The organism is Flavobacterium bomense (assembly GCF_003970355.1).
Window position 1 is genome coordinate 90,629 of record NZ_RYDJ01000013.1, and the last position, 14,835, is coordinate 105,463.

Sequence of the window (14,835 nt, forward strand, 5' to 3'; positions counted from 1 at the left end):
TCTTACAGGAATTTTGGTGTATAAATAATTAAACCGATTGTTATTGCTGTTAAAGCAGCAAAAAAGACCGCTCCTGCGGCAATATCTTTAATAAACCCAATTTTTTCATTATAATTGGGATGGATAAAATCAGCTACTTTTTCTACAGCCGTATTCAATCCCTCAATGCTAAGAATTAATCCTATTGCCAGAGTTTGAAACAGCCATTCTGTTTTAGTAATACTAAAATAAAATCCAGCAATAGTCAACAGTATGGCTATTGAAACCTGAACCATTATACTGTGTTCTGTGCGGATCAATTTTAAAGCGCCCTTAAATGCATAAGTGACGCTTTTTAATCTTCCCGTAATGAAAGTGGTATCTTTTTGAAACTCCATTAAGATGAAATTAAAGTACAGCTAAAGCCGCTTCATAATTTGGCTCGTCTGCAATTTCAGCCACTTGTTCCGTATGGGTAACTATTCCGTTTTGATCAACAACAATGATTACTCTGGAATGCAATCCGGCCAGAGGGCCATCAGTGATTTCTAAACCATTTACTTTGCCAAATTCACCACCTTGAAAATCAGATAAATTAATGACATTTTCAAGTCCTTCAGCACCACAAAAACGTTTTTGGGCAAAAGGCAAATCTCTAGAAACACATAATACAGTTGTATTTTCTAAAGTACTGGCACTTTCGTTAAATTTTCTCACGGAGGCTGCACACGTTCCTGTATCTATACTTGGAAAAATATTTAAAACTAGTTTTTTACCTTGAAAATCACTAAGCGAAGCTACAGAAAGATCTGTTTTAACTAATTTAAAATCAGCTAATTTAGTCCCTATTTTTGGTAATTCTCCTGAAGTGTGTATTGGATTTCCTCCTAATGTTATTAATGCCATAATTTTGTTTTTTTAATAAGGTTCAAAAGTATGAAAATTATTTAAGAATAAGACCTCAAACAGGTGTTTAAAGTTTCCATTTTTACCTCTTATGATAAACCCGCAGGTACTGCTGTATTCTCTTTTATTGAATAAAACACACACACATTGTTAAGTACGTTTTTAAAATATTGAATATGATTTATTTTATTTGTCGATAGAATCTAGTACTCGTTTCATGAAAGTATTTAAAGCTTCTTTTTTATTAGTTCCGGTTTTTACCAGTTTGCTCATCTCTAAAGCACCTTACATAGTAGAAATTAATTCGCCTATCACATCTAGTTCTTTGTATTTCAAGAATGAAATTTCAGTCATTGCCTCAAGAACTTCTATAGTTTCAATGATATAATCTTCATCATTTTCTGAAGCTAATTTTTTAAATTTTGGTAATTAAATCCTGTAATGTATCTTCGGTTAATTCGATTAAAATAAGTTAGGTTTTTAAGGTTGAAAGAAGCAAAGGTTCAAAGCGACAATGCATGAATTTGTGCAACAAAAAACCTTTGTTGCTCTGAATCTCTGAACCTTTATATCTTTATTTGAATTAATTTAGTACACAACAAAAACATATATTATTGAAATTCAACCAAATAAAGCCCCTGTAATTTGCTAAAAAATACTGATATTTAGTACGTTATAGAATTATCACCACATAATTTTTATAGTGAAGAATACCAGTCTTGAGGGTAAAGACACAGAGCTTATTTCAGTTTTACAAGATCATTTCAAAGGAGAACTCAATTTAGCAAGGGTCAAGCTCATTTGTTTATTCATTACGGCTTTATGCAAAATAAAGACAATCAATTATGATAAGTTAGCATCTGAATTTGCGACAACTGCTACTAAAAATAGCTCTTATAGAAGAGTGCAATGATTCCTGAAGGAATTTGTTTTTCCCATGAAAATAGTTTCTTCTTTGATATTCAATTTATTACCAGCTAAATCCGATTTGGTATTGGTGCTAGATAGAACCAATTGGAAGTTCGGATTTTTGATTAATGATTCTTGATTTCAGATGTGGTAGAACCCTTAAGATCAAATTTATCTCTTTTATTTACTTTATAAATAATACCATTTGCTAAACTGTTTTTATTTTCTCCTATTTGAATCATTCAGAGCGCTACCTACATAGAAAACAAGAAAAAAATTGCTCAAGAATAAAGACAGCTATGCTTTTATTTCGTCTGTAGCCTGTTGATACTCTCCCGTTCCGGAACTGTAAACAATCCATAAGAAATTGTCATTATAATTACCCTAAAGGAATTTGAATTTTAGAAAAAATTTTTTTATATGTGATAAATGTTACTGAATGCAAAAATTTAACAGACAATCTTTGCAATCATAAATTTTACAATTATGGAATATATTGGTTATTTTTCGTCAATACTCATTGGAGTTGCATTAGGGCTCATTGGCGGTGGAGGCAGCATTCTTACCGTACCTGTTTTAGTCTATTTATTTACAGTTGAACCCGTGATTGCAACTGCATATTCATTATTTATTGTTGGCTTGACAAGTGCGGTAGGAAGTGTTGGCTATTTCAAAAAAGGTTTGGTTAGCATAAAAACAGCTATTGTTTTTGGTATCCCATCAATTATCTCCGTTTTTACAACAAGAGCAATAATAGTTCCTGCAATTCCTAAAGAGCTGTTTTCTGTGGGAAATTTTATCTTGACTAAAGACCTTTTTTTAATGCTGTTTTTCGCTGTTATAATGATTATTGCTTCTTATAGCATGATTAAAAAAGATAAAAAACTCGCTTCTGAAGAACCACACGAACAAAAATTCAATTATCCACTTATACTTATAGAAGGAGTAATTGTAGGAATAATTACCGGATTTATAGGAGCTGGCGGTGGTTTTTTAATTATACCGGCTTTGGTTATTTTGAGTAAACTTCCTATGAAAGAAGCGGTTGGGACTTCATTAGTAATCATTGCTGCAAAATCTTTAATCGGTTTTTTCGGAGAAGGTGGAGAAAACGTTATTGATTGGCAATTCTTATTTACCATTTCAGCATTTGCAATTGTTGGAATTTCTATTGGCACAGCATTATCCAAAAAAATTAATGGCAACAAACTGAAACCCGCTTTTGGCTGGTTTGTTTTAGTGATGGGGATTTATATTATTACTAAGGAGTTATTTCTAAAATAAAATTATTGTATAACAAAAGTCACGTTGATACAGAAGCAATTTAAATAAATTTATCTTCTTATTACTAAAACAAATCCAAAAACAAATGGCTAATCAATATCAAATATTAATAATCAAAGGTCGAGGTAATTCAGTACTTTTTGTTACTCCACAATTGCTTATTAAAAAAATTTAATCAACCAAAATCAAATTATACAAGAAAAGCAGACAAAAATTGTATCCATTTGCCACGATGCTCATATTGGTAAAATCGTACAATTATAGTTGTCAACCGCTATGTAACATTAGTCACCAATTTTAATAAAATCATGACCTAATTTTGTCCAATAAATTAGAAACTAAAAAAATAAACGATATGTATTTTCAACACATTTACGACAAGAGTCTTGCTCAGGCAAGTTATTTTATTGGCTGTCAAAAAGCAGGTGTAGCCGCAGTTATCGATCCTAAAAGGGATGTTGACACCTACCTTGAAATTGCCAAGCAGAACAATATGAAAATTACTCATGTTTTAGAAACACACATTCATGCTGATTTCCTCGCTGGTTCCAGAGAATTAGCAGCTTTGACGGGAGCAGAAATGTACCTTTCAGCGGAAGGCGGATCCGATTGGAAATATGAATTCCCTCACGTTGACATTAAAGATGGTGATGTTCTGAAAGTAGGAAACTTAAAAATAGAAGTAGTTCACACACCAGGACATACTCCGGAAAGCATCAGTTTTCTGCTAACCGATACGCCTGCCAGCGATGAGCCTGTCATGTTGTTCACCGGTGACTTTGTATTTGTGGGAGATGTAGGAAGACCTGATTTGCTTGAAAAAGCAGCAGGAATGAAAGGAACACAGGACATTGGTGCTAAACAAATGTATCAATCCATTACTAAATTTGATGCATTACCTGATTATATTCAAGTATGGCCAGGTCATGGAGCAGGTTCTGCTTGTGGAAAAGCACTAGGAGCCGTTCCAAGCACCACTGTAGGATATGAAAAAATAAGAAACTGGGCTTTTCAGCATAAAAATGATGAAACTGGATTTGTAAAATATTTATTGGAAGACCAACCGGAACCGCCAAAATATTTCGCGATGATGAAAAAACTAAATAAAGTTGATCGTCCGCTTCTTACAACTGTTCCAAAATCAAAACAACTGGATTATAGCGAGTTAACAGCAGCTTTAGAAAAAGGAATCAAATTGATTGATGCAAGAGATAAAACGGAATTTTCTACAGGATTTATTCCGGGAAGCATCAACATTCAAGGGAACAATTCATTTGCCACTTGGGCAGGATGGTTTCTTACCTATGAAGAACCTTTTATGTTGCTTGCCGATGAATCACAATTAGATGATTTGACTAGAAAACTAATGCGAATTGGATTAGACAACATTCACGGGTACATTCCTTCTACGAAAATATGGGAAGAAAATGGCGGTTCTTTGGAGAAAGTAAATCAAATTACAATAGAAGAATTTAAAGCCTTACAACAAGAAAAAGATGTTCAAGTTGTTGACCTTCGTGGTGTTGCAGAATACAATGCAGGTCATATCAAAGAAGCTGATAATGTATTTGTAGGTACTTTAGTAAATAATCTGGACAAAATAAGTAAGGATAAAAAAGTATTAATCCATTGCCAAGGTGGTGACAGGGCAGCAATTGCCTATTCATTATTAGCGCGAAATGGGTATAAAAATGTGCTCAACTATTCTCCTGGAATGAATGAGTGGATGAGCCAAAATAATCCTATTGAATACTAAAAACCTCAACTATGTTCGGAATTTTTAAAAATCTGTTTTCAAAAAAAGACACCACACAAATGGAAAAATTAATAAACGAAGGTGCTTTCTTAGTAGATGTTCGCACACCGTCAGAATTCGCAGAAGGTCACGTAAAAGGTTCAACCAATATTCCTTTGGATCAAGTGGCGAGCCAATTAGAAGAATTCAAAGAAAGAGAGCATATTATTGTTTTCTGCCGTAGCGGTAATCGCAGCGGTCAAGCCAAAATGATTTTGGAACAAAATGGTTTCAAAAACGTTACAAATGGCGGTACTTGGCAAGATGTAAACGAAGCGATAAGCAAATAAACAGCTGTTGTTTTAAAAATAGTGTATGCAGTTTAAAACAAGAAAAGTAGTTGTTTTAAACTGCATATTTATTTATTCAGCAATGAAAATTAGAGGACAATAAAAACACTTTGATTTTATTCTACTTATAAAATACTGAAAAAACATTTGATTTTTCAAATTCATTTAAATAAAGAAGTAAATTTGATAGTGCTTTTAGAAAAAATTTTCATTTTTACTCTTCTACGAAACAAATACAACTAAACTACTTTTTGCACTTAATTATAAAATAATATGGAAACAAAAAAAGCAGCAAACAAAGACTTAATTTTAAGAGAAAAATTAGCATTGCAACGGACTGTATTGGCCAACCAATCTACTTTTCTTGCCTTTTTGAGAACGTCAATGTATTTTTTGATTGCAGGTTTAAGTTTGAGAAATCTGCTCAAAATTGAAAATAGTTTACTGATTGAAATCGCACTTTTTATCACTTCATTTATCATTTTTGTTTTTGGGACAATCAACTATTTCAAGCATAAAAAATCCATCCTAGAAAATAAAAAACACATAGGTGACTACCAATTAGAATATTACAAATTATAAGAACTTACACTTTTTTATTCCTAACTTCTTTTCCAAACGGAGATTTTAAATTCATAAATTACCTCAATTGAAAACAAATACAATCAAACTTGGACTGAAAGAAAATTGGAAACAATTTACTATTTTGGTTATTGTCAATGCCTTTGTCGGCGGGATGATAGGAATGGAACGAACCATTATTCCAAAATTTGCTGAGATTGAATTTGGCATTGCTTCAAAAACGGCTATTCTCTCTTTCATCATTGCCTTTGGAATTACAAAAGCCATTACCAATTATTTTACGGGCAAACTGGCGAACCGTTTCGGAAGAAAAAATTTGCTTTTATTCGGTTGGATTCTAGCCATTCCAATTCCTTTTATTTTAATTTATGCAGAATCTTGGAACTGGGTGATTTTTGCCAATATTTTATTGGGAATTAGTCAAGGACTTACCTGGAGCAGTACAGTGGTGATGAAAATTGATTTGGTTGGAGAAAAAGACCGTGGACTTGCGATGGGACTCAACGAGTTTGCCGGTTATTTTGCCGTTGGATTAGTTGCTTTTCTGTCAGGCTATATTGCACAAAAATATGGCATTACGCCCTACCCTTTTTACTTGGGAATTGGGATTTCGATAATTGGTTTTTTATTGACTTTGTTTTTTGTGAAAGACACCAGAGTATTTGTTCAAAAAGAAAACACAACGAATAAAACTGAAAAATTAGATAATATTTTTCTCGAAACCACTTTCAAAAACAAAACATTAAGCACCATAACACAAGCAGGATTAGTCAATAACCTGAATGACGGCATGATTTGGGGACTTTTACCTATTGTGTTGCTTTCTTTGAATTATGATTCACAGAATATTGGAATTATAACCGCCATTTATCCTACTGTTTGGGGTTTTGGACAATTGGTAACCGGAAAAATGTCTGATGTTTATTCGAAAAAAAAGATGTTGTTTTGGGGAATGTTACTTCAGGGAATAGCGATACTTTTTATTCCTTTTGCTGCAGCATTCTATCAGTTGGCCGCAATTTCAGCATTTTTGGGTTTAGGAACGGCGTTAGTCTACCCCACCTTTTTATCTGCCATCGCACAAGCTACAACTCCACATCAAAGAGCTGAAAGCATTGGCACATTCAGACTTTGGAGGGATTTAGGATATGCGATAGGCGCCATTATTTCAGGAATAACAGCCGATTTATTTGGTGTAAATTATGCCATTGTTCTAATCGGTGTCATCACCATTGTATCATCACTAATTATTGAAATCCGAATGCCGAAAGACTCTTTATAAAAAACAACCCGCTAATTTTAATCTAAAATCATCTCTTTTTAGAGAATAATAATTAAAAAAATGGAGCCAAAAAAATCAAAAAAATCGACTGTTCAAAATATTGTTTTTATCGTATTAATAGCACTACTTCTGTTCAGTCCGTTGGGCACTTTTGTAAAAGTAGAACTGAATCGATTAATTGCTTTTTCGCCTAAAACAATTGCCGTTATGGATCAAAAAGAACTGTCAACTTATCAATGGCAATTAAAAGACGCCACCGGAAAGACGGTGTCATTGGACGCATACAAAGGTAAAATAGTATTCATTAATTTCTGGGCCACCTGGTGTCCCCCTTGTATTGCCGAAATGCCAAGCATTCAAAAATTATATGTTGATTATCAAGACAAAATAGTCTTTTTGTTTGTGACAACGGATTCCTTCGAAAAGGCAAATGCTTTTATGATTAAAGAAAATCTGACGCTTCCTGTGTATCAATCGGTAACCAATCCTCCATTAGAAATGGAATCAGCGACAATTCCGGCAACCTATATTATTAATCAATCAGGAAATGTAATCGTAGCCAAAATTGGAACAGCAAATTGGAATAGTGATTCGTTCCGAGAAATGCTAGACGAGTTATTAAAAAAATAAAATTATTGTCATTTTTTACTTTTTTTTTCTTGTGTGACAAAAGTAACACAACTACTCATTTATAAATATAACCTTTGTTGTAATAAAAAATAAATATGGAAATTTTAGAATTAATCAAAGAACCTTGGCCTTGGTACATCGCAGGTCCATTAGTTGGACTTACGGTTCCGGCTTTGTTAATCATTGGAAACAAATCATTTGGTATTAGCGCCTCTCTACGCCACACTTGCGCCATGTGCTTACCGGCAAATATTACGTTTTTCAAATATGACTGGAAAAAAGAAATTTGGAATATGTTTTTCGTTTTCGGTATTATATTAGGTGGTGTGATCGCGTACAGCTTTTTGTCAAATCCAAATCCAATTACTATTGATGGAAATCTAAAAACCGAATTGGCAGGCTACGGTATAACTGAAATTTATGGAATGTTGCCGGAACAATTGTTCTCGTGGGAAAGTTTATTTACACTCAAAGGCTTTTTTATGATGGTTATTGGTGGCTTTTTTATTGGTTTTGGTTCTCGCTATGCGGGAGGTTGCACCAGCGGTCACTCTATTTCCGGTTTGTCTAATTTACAAATGCCATCGCTTATAGCAACATGTTGTTTCTTCATTGGCGGATTGATTATGGCAAATGTTATTTTACCATTTATTCTTTCACTTTAAATTACAAATTATGAACATTAAAGATCAAAATACAGATTTCGAAACGCGTTCTTTAGATATGGTTTGTATCAACGAGAGCCAATTAGAACACAAATGGTATCACAATTTGAAATACTTAATCATAGGTGTTTTGTTTGGTATTGTATTTATAAAATCCGAGGTAATCAGCTGGTATCGCATCCAGGAAATGTTTCGTTTCCAATCTTTTCACATGTATGGCATCATAGGAAGTGCTGTAGTGGTGGGGATAATTTCCGTTTTCATGATAAAAAAATTCAATATTAAAACCATTCATGGCGAAAAAATTGAATTTCATGACAAAACTTTCAACAAGGGCCAAATTTATGGCGGCCTTATCTTTGGATTGGGTTGGGCAGTAACAGGAGCTTGTCCTGGACCATTATTTGCACAAATTGGAACGGGTGCCACAGTGATGATTGTTACTCTGTTTTTTGCAATAGTGGGAACTTGGGTATATGGTTATTTTAGAGACAAACTGCCTCATTAATACCCTATGAATCCAGAAAAACAAAATATCATTCCATTTAAATCGCTCGTAAAAAGGCTAATCTATCTGTTTATAACCATTATCTTCCTGGTAATGGTTTTCTTCGTCGGTTTGTTTTTCAATACCACAATTACCGCTTCGTTTCAAAATAATGATTCAAATCTCGATTCTCTTTATATCGATGCAAAGAAAAAAGTGATTTTGCAAAATGAAACGGCAAAATTCTGGAAACCGGCTGACATTGCTCTGATTAAAGATTCAACTTTAAAACAGGAAGTAGAATATGGCAAAGATCTAATTGCGCATACGGCAAAATATTTGGGTCCAAATGGCAGTGTCAAACCAATTACTAATGGAATGAATTGCAACAATTGCCATCTGGATGCCGGTACAAAGCCTTGGGGAAACAATTATGGTTCCGTATATTCGATGTATCCAAAAATGAGAGCCCGAAGCGGGCAAGTAGAAGATCTTTATAAAAGAGTCAACGATTGCATCGAGAGAAGTTTGAATGGTCAGCCTCTGGAAAGAGATGAAAAGGAAATGAAAGCCATGATCGCGTACATTGAATATATTGGCAGTAATGTACCTAAAGGGAAAGAATCGAATGCCTCGGGAATTTATGATCTGGAATATTTAAATCGTGCTGCCGATCCCCTAAAAGGAAGCGCATTGTATAATAAAAAATGTGCCAGTTGCCATCAAATGAATGGTCAGGGAATTTTGGCCGAAGATAAAAAGGAATACACCTATCCGCCACTTTGGGGCAAAAATTCATATAATAGCGGCGCAGGATTGTTTAGAATCAGTCGGTTTGCCGGCTATATAAAATACAATATGCCATTGGGTGCATCTTATGAAAGCCCTCAATTATCCGATGAAGAATCTTGGGATATTGCTGCTTATGTAGAAAATCTGGAAAGACCGTCGAAAGATTTAAGTCAAGACTGGCCCAATATTTCCAAAAAACCGGTGGATCATCCTTTTGGTCCATTTTCAGATTCATTTACGGAAACCCAACATAAATTTGGACCTTTCAAACCAATAAAAGCCGAAAAAACGAAAAACAAAAAAAACAATCTTAAAACTCTATTATGAAAAACCTAACGCTTTCATTTATCCTGGTAATTATCATGATTTCCATTGGCACATTGGCACAAAAAAAAGCGCAAAACCACAAAATCGTTTTTCAGTTTACCAATGCTACTGATACTTTGCAACAAAAAGCAATTGTAAACCAACTAAAAAATCTAACGACATATTGGCCAAATGCCAAATACGAAGTAGTAATTCACAGTATGGGTTTACCATTTGTAATGACTGCAAAATCAAAACAATTAGAATCCATAAAAGCGCTACGGGCAAAAGGAGTTCGTTTTTTAGTATGCGAAAACACCATGAAAAGTCAGAAAGTAACCAAAGACCAATTAATCTCCGAAGTAGAATATGTGCCGGTTGGAATTGCTGAAATTGTAGAAAAACAAGAGCAAGGCTGGAGCTATATAAAGGGAGGATTTTAAATACCAGTACCGATTATTTTTAGCAAAATAAAATGAACTACCGTATCAAAATCTGTTAAAAAACAAACCTAAAAACCTAAAAAAGATGAGCAATAACCGAAGAAATTTCCTGAAATCAGTAGGAACTTTAAGTCTAGGCGCAGTGATTATTTCACCTATTTCCGTTATTGCAAATACAACTGAGCCCACAGAAAAAAACTTGAATATAGCAATCGATGGTACTAAACCGCAAACAATTACTATTCTTCAAACCACTGATGTGCATTGTCAGATTCATCCGCATGATGAGTTATTTTGGGAAAATGGGAAAGCTGTTTTTAGAAAAACGGGCGGTTATGCCTACATGGCAACTTTACTGAAACAACTCAAAAAGAAAAACCCAAATACGTATACCATTGACACCGGCGACATGTTTCAAGGTAGCGAATTAAGCGTAGAAACTACCGGTGAAGCTTTTGTTCCCATTTTAAATGCATTGAATTACGACTTATATCTTCCCGGAAATTGGGAGGTGATTTATGGAAAAAGAAAGATGCAAACGTTATTAGGTTCCCTTGATGCACCAAAAATTTGTACCAATATGTATCATGACCTGGGCAATGGAAAACGTGGGGAACTTATTTTTCAACCGTATACTATTTGGCATGTTGCCGGAGCAAAAATTGGTTTTTTAGGATATACCGATCCATTAGTACCGCTAAGACAAAGTCCCAATTACAGCAAAGGTATTATCTATACTGATCCTGAAGAAAATCTGGCGCATTATGTGGATGTCCTTAGAAATCAGGAACAATGTAGCTATGTACTTATAATTGCACATTTAGGTTTATCGCAGCAAATAGCATTGGCAAACCGACCGGAATGTGAGGGTGTAAACTACATTTTGGGTGGCGACACACATGAAAGAGTGCGCAAACCAATTGTTTGTAAGTATTCAAAAGTGGTTGAACCGGGAGCTTTTGGTTCGTTTATTGGAAAATTAGATTTAACCATTCTCAACGGAAAAGTCATTGAGGACAATTATGAACTACTGGAAGTTGACTCTCCAAAAATAAAACCGGATGCAACAATAGAAAAATTATTAATAGAAAAAGAATTCGTTTATCAGGAACAAATTAATACCATTATTGGATACAGCACGATTCCTTTGTACCGCTATTTTGTAGTAGAAAATCCAATTGACACAATGATCCTGAATGCCTTACACTGGAAATTTCCAGATATTGATATTAATCTTTCGAATGGATTTCGCTTTTGTCCACCAAAAACAACACCGGATCAAACCGGAAACATTCCTATTACAAACGGATTTATCTTTGATATGTTACCAGTTGACAGCACAGTAAGAACAGCCAAAGTTACCGGAAAGCAATTGAAAAACTGGCTGGAAAAAGAATTAAACAATGTTTTTGCTGATGACGCTTCTAAACGCTTTGGTGGATGGGTAGTTAAGTTCAAAGGAATGGAAGTCCGCTTTAATGCTTTTGCCGAAATGGACAAAAGAGTTCAAAGTATTACGATGAAAAATACGCCATTAGATCCTGATAAATTGTATTCAATCATGGCCTGTGAGCGTGACGGAGATCCTGTGGACATGCTTTGCAGGATGAAAGGCGTCATGGATGCTAAAAACACTAATGAAACCTTGCATTCGGTGATGAGAGATTATTTAAAACAAAATTCTCCTGTTACACCTACACCGCAAAAAAACGCAATAATTCTTGATGCTCCTGAAACACTCTTAACTCAAGTTACCGGTGTTGATTATACTTTCAGATAATAATTAAGTCGTAAAGTCAAAAGTCATAAAGTCGAATGTTTAAACATTCGGCTTTATTTTTTGAGCCAATGTGATAAAAGTTACCTCCCATTTATAGGACTCCGATTATTTTTGTAAAAAAATTAAAGACTTACAAATGAAATCTTTTTTCGCTATATTAATCTCAACTTTTTTACTTTTAATTAGTTTCCATTCCTCGGCACAATATCAGGAAGTTTCGAATAAGCCAGCCGTTTGGAAAGAGAAAAATAATAAAAAAATTGATTCCACCTCGATTTTAAATGCTTTCAAAAACGGAAACTTCATCGGCCATTTTCGCTATTTTTTTATGAGTACCAACAATGAAAGTGGCTTATCTGATTATTATGCCAATGCTGTTGGTGGCGGTGTAAAGTTTGAAACGGCTAAATTTCATAATTTTCAATTTGGGGTCAGTGGCTATTACATTTATGATATCGGTTCTTCTGATTTTTCTAAAAAAGATCCGGTAACAAATTTATCCAATAGATATGAAGTAGCGCTTTTTGATTTTCAAAACGTATCAAGTAAAGACAATTTAAGCCGGTTAGAAGAATTATTTTTAAAATACAACTACAAAAATTCTAATGTAACCCTTGGAAAACAACTACTGAATACGTCGTTCATAAATCTGCAGGACGGCAGAATGCGGCCTACTGAAGTCGATGGAATATGGATCGATTTTAATGAACTCAAAAAAACTAAAATAAATGTAGGGTACCTATACGGAATTTCGCCACGAAGTACCATGAAATATTTCAGAATTGCAGAATCCATAGGGATTTACCCAACTGGCGTGAATCCCGATGGAACAAAATCCGATTATGCAGGGAATCTAGACAGTAACGGAATTTATATTGTAGGCATACAAAATGAATCGATAAAGAATTTAAAAACACTTATATGGAACCAATATGCTGAGAATATATTCAATTCGGCGCTATTGCAAATGGACTACAAATACAATTTAAATCCAAACTCGAAACTGCTTTTTGGTTTTCAGACGATTTACCAAAATGCCTTGAATTTCGGCGGAAATAAAAATCCACGCAAAACCTATTTTGAAAAAAATGGCAATTCACAAACTTTTGGTGGAAGATTAGGCTGGCAGAATAAAAAAATAGAAATTACTTTAAATTACAATCGAATAACTGCTAAAGGAAGGTATTTAATGCCACGAGAATGGGGACGAGACCCGTTTTACACCTTTATGGCCAGAGAACGGAATGAAGGTTTTGGAGATGTGCATGCGGTAATGACCAAAATACAATATACGAATCCTAAAAAAACATTCAAATCGCATTTGGCTGTAGGTTATTTTGATTTGCCAGACGTAAAAAACGTTTCCTTAAATAAATACGAATTGCCTTCTTATGTGCAGACCAATGCTGATGTTCGCTACCAATTTCAGGGGATGTTAAAAGGGTTTGATGCGCAATTATTGTATGTACACAAGTTCAATGCGGGTGAAACCTATGCTAACAAAAATTATATTTTAAATAAAACGAATATGAGTACTATTAGTTTTATACTCAATTTCAATTTTTAAAATATGGCTTTTTTTTTTAATCCAAATAATAAAATTTCATGATCAGATAGTGCAGCACTAAATACAGTAAAGTTCCCACTATGATTAATGTAACTAGACAACTGATCAAATTGAGTACAACATTAGGGATAAACTTCAGTCTGGGATGCGTGATTATGGGTTCCCTATGAAGTTTTTTGTGAATACTTTCCTTTGCTATTTTGATTTTCTTTTTGATGGTCAATAGTTTTTTTAAAACAACAGTCGCGAATAATTCTTGTTGTTTTTGGTTCCGTAATTACAGTATTCTAAAGTACATAATAAATTCAACATAAATAACGCATCAAACCAAAAAAGAGTATTGCAATTCAAAATACTCCTCTAATTGTTAGTCTTACAAAATCAGTGTAGATCAAACCTCTTTTATATTATGACACGGTTTACATTGGCCTGTTTATATCTCTTTGTTGTTTCCTTTATTTTTCAAGAATATCACTTCAATTATTTTACTGGTCATTGATGCCTTTATTTGGAGTCGATTAGACAATACTTCAATTATGTTTTTTTCTTCCTTCTCCAATTTTCCATCCGCAAGTAGTACTTCTAATGCAAGTGCAAAAACGGTTTCTTTATCTTCTTTCTGGATCCATTCACAACAGGCAGAAAGATATTTTAATTGCCCCATTTCAATTCTTAAAGTATAGGATTTTGCATAAAGAGGCGCAATATCGATTCCTATAAATTGTTCTTTAGAATGCAATACTCTTGATAATGCTGCTGTTTCCGAATCAGTAATTTGATTGTCCGCAGAAATGCAAGAATATAAAATTCCAACCCAAGCTTCATGAGCTGATACTATCGGATTTTGATCCTTACTTTTTTTATCGTCAAATAAACTCATTTTTTTGTTTTTTGGATTAAAGTTACAGCTAACAGCACCAAGGATGGCTTAGTTTGGGATTAAATTATCATTTATTTTTTAGTTCGCACTAAATTTATCAGTATAAGAAGTATTATGTCAATGCTGAGATATTCCATAACCACCTTTGCTATTCCATTTCCTTTATTTAAACATAAATCAGAACACTAGTGTCCACTTAAAATAAGTTAAAAACCAGCTGGTTAGTATTATGTTCATTGACATTATTGTAATCTGATT

General features: G+C 33.9%; 15 protein-coding genes and 1 pseudogene. 12 read left to right on the top strand and 4 right to left on the bottom strand.

All coding sequences use genetic code 11. The features are described from left to right. Nucleotides 1–2: 2 nt before the first annotated feature. From EKL98_RS11605 to EKL98_RS11615, 3 genes and pseudogenes are all read right to left on the bottom strand, one after another. The gene (locus tag EKL98_RS11605; RefSeq protein ID WP_126462760.1) at nucleotides 3–377 is read right to left on the bottom strand and encodes a diacylglycerol kinase family protein; all 375 of its coding nucleotides are present in this window, start codon (nucleotides 375–377) and stop codon (nucleotides 3–5) included. 10 nt (nucleotides 378–387) lie between these two features. Next, on the bottom strand, nucleotides 388–885 hold the full coding sequence (tpx, locus tag EKL98_RS11610; protein ID WP_126462763.1) for a thiol peroxidase: 498 nt from the start codon (nucleotides 883–885) through the stop codon (nucleotides 388–390). Nucleotides 886–1,071: 186 nt separating this feature from the next. Then, nucleotides 1,072–1,269: pseudogene (locus EKL98_RS11615) on the bottom strand (DUF6952 family protein). 1,011 nt (nucleotides 1,270–2,280) lie between these two features. Here EKL98_RS11615 and EKL98_RS11625 point away from each other — a divergent pair. From EKL98_RS11625 to EKL98_RS11680, 12 genes are all read left to right on the top strand, one after another. After that, entirely contained in the window at nucleotides 2,281–3,078 is a 798-nt protein-coding gene (locus EKL98_RS11625; protein ID WP_126562568.1) for a sulfite exporter TauE/SafE family protein, read from the top strand. Nucleotides 3,079–3,433: 355 nt separating this feature from the next. Continuing rightward, on the top strand, nucleotides 3,434–4,834 hold the full coding sequence (locus tag EKL98_RS11630) for an MBL fold metallo-hydrolase (protein ID WP_126562569.1): 1,401 nt from the start codon (nucleotides 3,434–3,436) through the stop codon (nucleotides 4,832–4,834). 11 nt (nucleotides 4,835–4,845) lie between these two features. Continuing rightward, nucleotides 4,846–5,163, top strand: a complete 318-nt coding sequence (locus tag EKL98_RS11635; protein ID WP_126562570.1) for a rhodanese-like domain-containing protein — start codon at nucleotides 4,846–4,848, stop codon at nucleotides 5,161–5,163. A gap of 273 nt (nucleotides 5,164–5,436) precedes the next feature. Beyond that, a complete protein-coding gene (locus EKL98_RS11640; protein WP_126462775.1) occupies nucleotides 5,437–5,745 on the top strand; it encodes a DUF202 domain-containing protein in 309 nt (102 codons plus the stop codon). A gap of 67 nt (nucleotides 5,746–5,812) precedes the next feature. Then, nucleotides 5,813–7,027 (top strand): MFS transporter, encoded by a 1,215-nt coding sequence (locus EKL98_RS11645; RefSeq protein WP_126562571.1) that lies wholly within the window; start codon nucleotides 5,813–5,815, stop codon nucleotides 7,025–7,027. A gap of 60 nt (nucleotides 7,028–7,087) precedes the next feature. Beyond that, nucleotides 7,088–7,657 (top strand): TlpA family protein disulfide reductase, encoded by a 570-nt coding sequence (locus EKL98_RS11650; protein ID WP_126462780.1) that lies wholly within the window; start codon nucleotides 7,088–7,090, stop codon nucleotides 7,655–7,657. 101 nt (nucleotides 7,658–7,758) lie between these two features. Then, a complete protein-coding gene (locus tag EKL98_RS11655) occupies nucleotides 7,759–8,322 on the top strand; it encodes a YeeE/YedE family protein (protein ID WP_126463080.1) in 564 nt (187 codons plus the stop codon). A gap of 10 nt (nucleotides 8,323–8,332) precedes the next feature. Next, nucleotides 8,333–8,830 carry a DUF6691 family protein gene (locus tag EKL98_RS11660; protein ID WP_126562572.1) on the top strand — a complete coding sequence of 166 codons (498 nt, stop codon included), beginning with the start codon at nucleotides 8,333–8,335 and terminating at the stop codon, nucleotides 8,828–8,830. Nucleotides 8,831–8,836: 6 nt separating this feature from the next. Further along, the gene (locus EKL98_RS11665) at nucleotides 8,837–9,928 is read left to right on the top strand and encodes a c-type cytochrome (RefSeq protein ID WP_199740696.1); all 1,092 of its coding nucleotides are present in this window, start codon (nucleotides 8,837–8,839) and stop codon (nucleotides 9,926–9,928) included. After that, a complete protein-coding gene (locus tag EKL98_RS11670; RefSeq protein WP_126562573.1) occupies nucleotides 9,925–10,350 on the top strand; it encodes a DsrE family protein in 426 nt (141 codons plus the stop codon). Before EKL98_RS11665 ends, EKL98_RS11670 begins: the two co-directional genes overlap by 4 nt. 85 nt (nucleotides 10,351–10,435) lie before the next feature. Next, on the top strand, nucleotides 10,436–12,130 hold the full coding sequence (locus EKL98_RS11675) for a bifunctional metallophosphatase/5'-nucleotidase (protein WP_126562574.1): 1,695 nt from the start codon (nucleotides 10,436–10,438) through the stop codon (nucleotides 12,128–12,130). A 136-nt stretch (nucleotides 12,131–12,266) separates the two neighbouring features. Next, nucleotides 12,267–13,697, top strand: a complete 1,431-nt coding sequence (locus tag EKL98_RS11680) for an OprD family outer membrane porin (protein ID WP_126562575.1) — start codon at nucleotides 12,267–12,269, stop codon at nucleotides 13,695–13,697. Between the two features lie 433 nt (nucleotides 13,698–14,130). Here the strand turns inward: EKL98_RS11680 and EKL98_RS11685 are convergent, their stop codons facing one another. Further along, nucleotides 14,131–14,577 (bottom strand): tellurite resistance TerB family protein, encoded by a 447-nt coding sequence (locus tag EKL98_RS11685; protein WP_126553691.1) that lies wholly within the window; start codon nucleotides 14,575–14,577, stop codon nucleotides 14,131–14,133. Between the last annotated feature and the right edge of the window lie 258 nt (nucleotides 14,578–14,835).

What these genes read in the sequence shown, in the direction of transcription:
- EKL98_RS11605 (WP_126462760.1), bottom strand. Translation starts at nt 377, where the DNA reads ATGGAGTTTCAAAAAGATACCACTTTCATTACGGGAAGATTAAAAAGC.
- tpx (WP_126462763.1), bottom strand. Translation starts at nt 885, where the DNA reads ATGGCATTAATAACATTAGGAGGAAATCCAATACACACTTCAGGAGAA.
- EKL98_RS11625 (WP_126562568.1), top strand. Translation starts at nt 2,281, where the DNA reads ATGGAATATATTGGTTATTTTTCGTCAATACTCATTGGAGTTGCATTA.
- EKL98_RS11630 (WP_126562569.1), top strand. Translation starts at nt 3,434, where the DNA reads ATGTATTTTCAACACATTTACGACAAGAGTCTTGCTCAGGCAAGTTAT.
- EKL98_RS11635 (WP_126562570.1), top strand. Translation starts at nt 4,846, where the DNA reads ATGTTCGGAATTTTTAAAAATCTGTTTTCAAAAAAAGACACCACACAA.
- EKL98_RS11640 (WP_126462775.1), top strand. Translation starts at nt 5,437, where the DNA reads ATGGAAACAAAAAAAGCAGCAAACAAAGACTTAATTTTAAGAGAAAAA.
- EKL98_RS11650 (WP_126462780.1), top strand. Translation starts at nt 7,088, where the DNA reads ATGGAGCCAAAAAAATCAAAAAAATCGACTGTTCAAAATATTGTTTTT.
- EKL98_RS11660 (WP_126562572.1), top strand. Translation starts at nt 8,333, where the DNA reads ATGAACATTAAAGATCAAAATACAGATTTCGAAACGCGTTCTTTAGAT.
- EKL98_RS11665 (WP_199740696.1), top strand. Translation starts at nt 8,837, where the DNA reads ATGAATCCAGAAAAACAAAATATCATTCCATTTAAATCGCTCGTAAAA.
- EKL98_RS11670 (WP_126562573.1), top strand. Translation starts at nt 9,925, where the DNA reads ATGAAAAACCTAACGCTTTCATTTATCCTGGTAATTATCATGATTTCC.
- EKL98_RS11675 (WP_126562574.1), top strand. Translation starts at nt 10,436, where the DNA reads ATGAGCAATAACCGAAGAAATTTCCTGAAATCAGTAGGAACTTTAAGT.
- EKL98_RS11680 (WP_126562575.1), top strand. Translation starts at nt 12,267, where the DNA reads ATGAAATCTTTTTTCGCTATATTAATCTCAACTTTTTTACTTTTAATT.
- EKL98_RS11685 (WP_126553691.1), bottom strand. Translation starts at nt 14,577, where the DNA reads ATGAGTTTATTTGACGATAAAAAAAGTAAGGATCAAAATCCGATAGTA.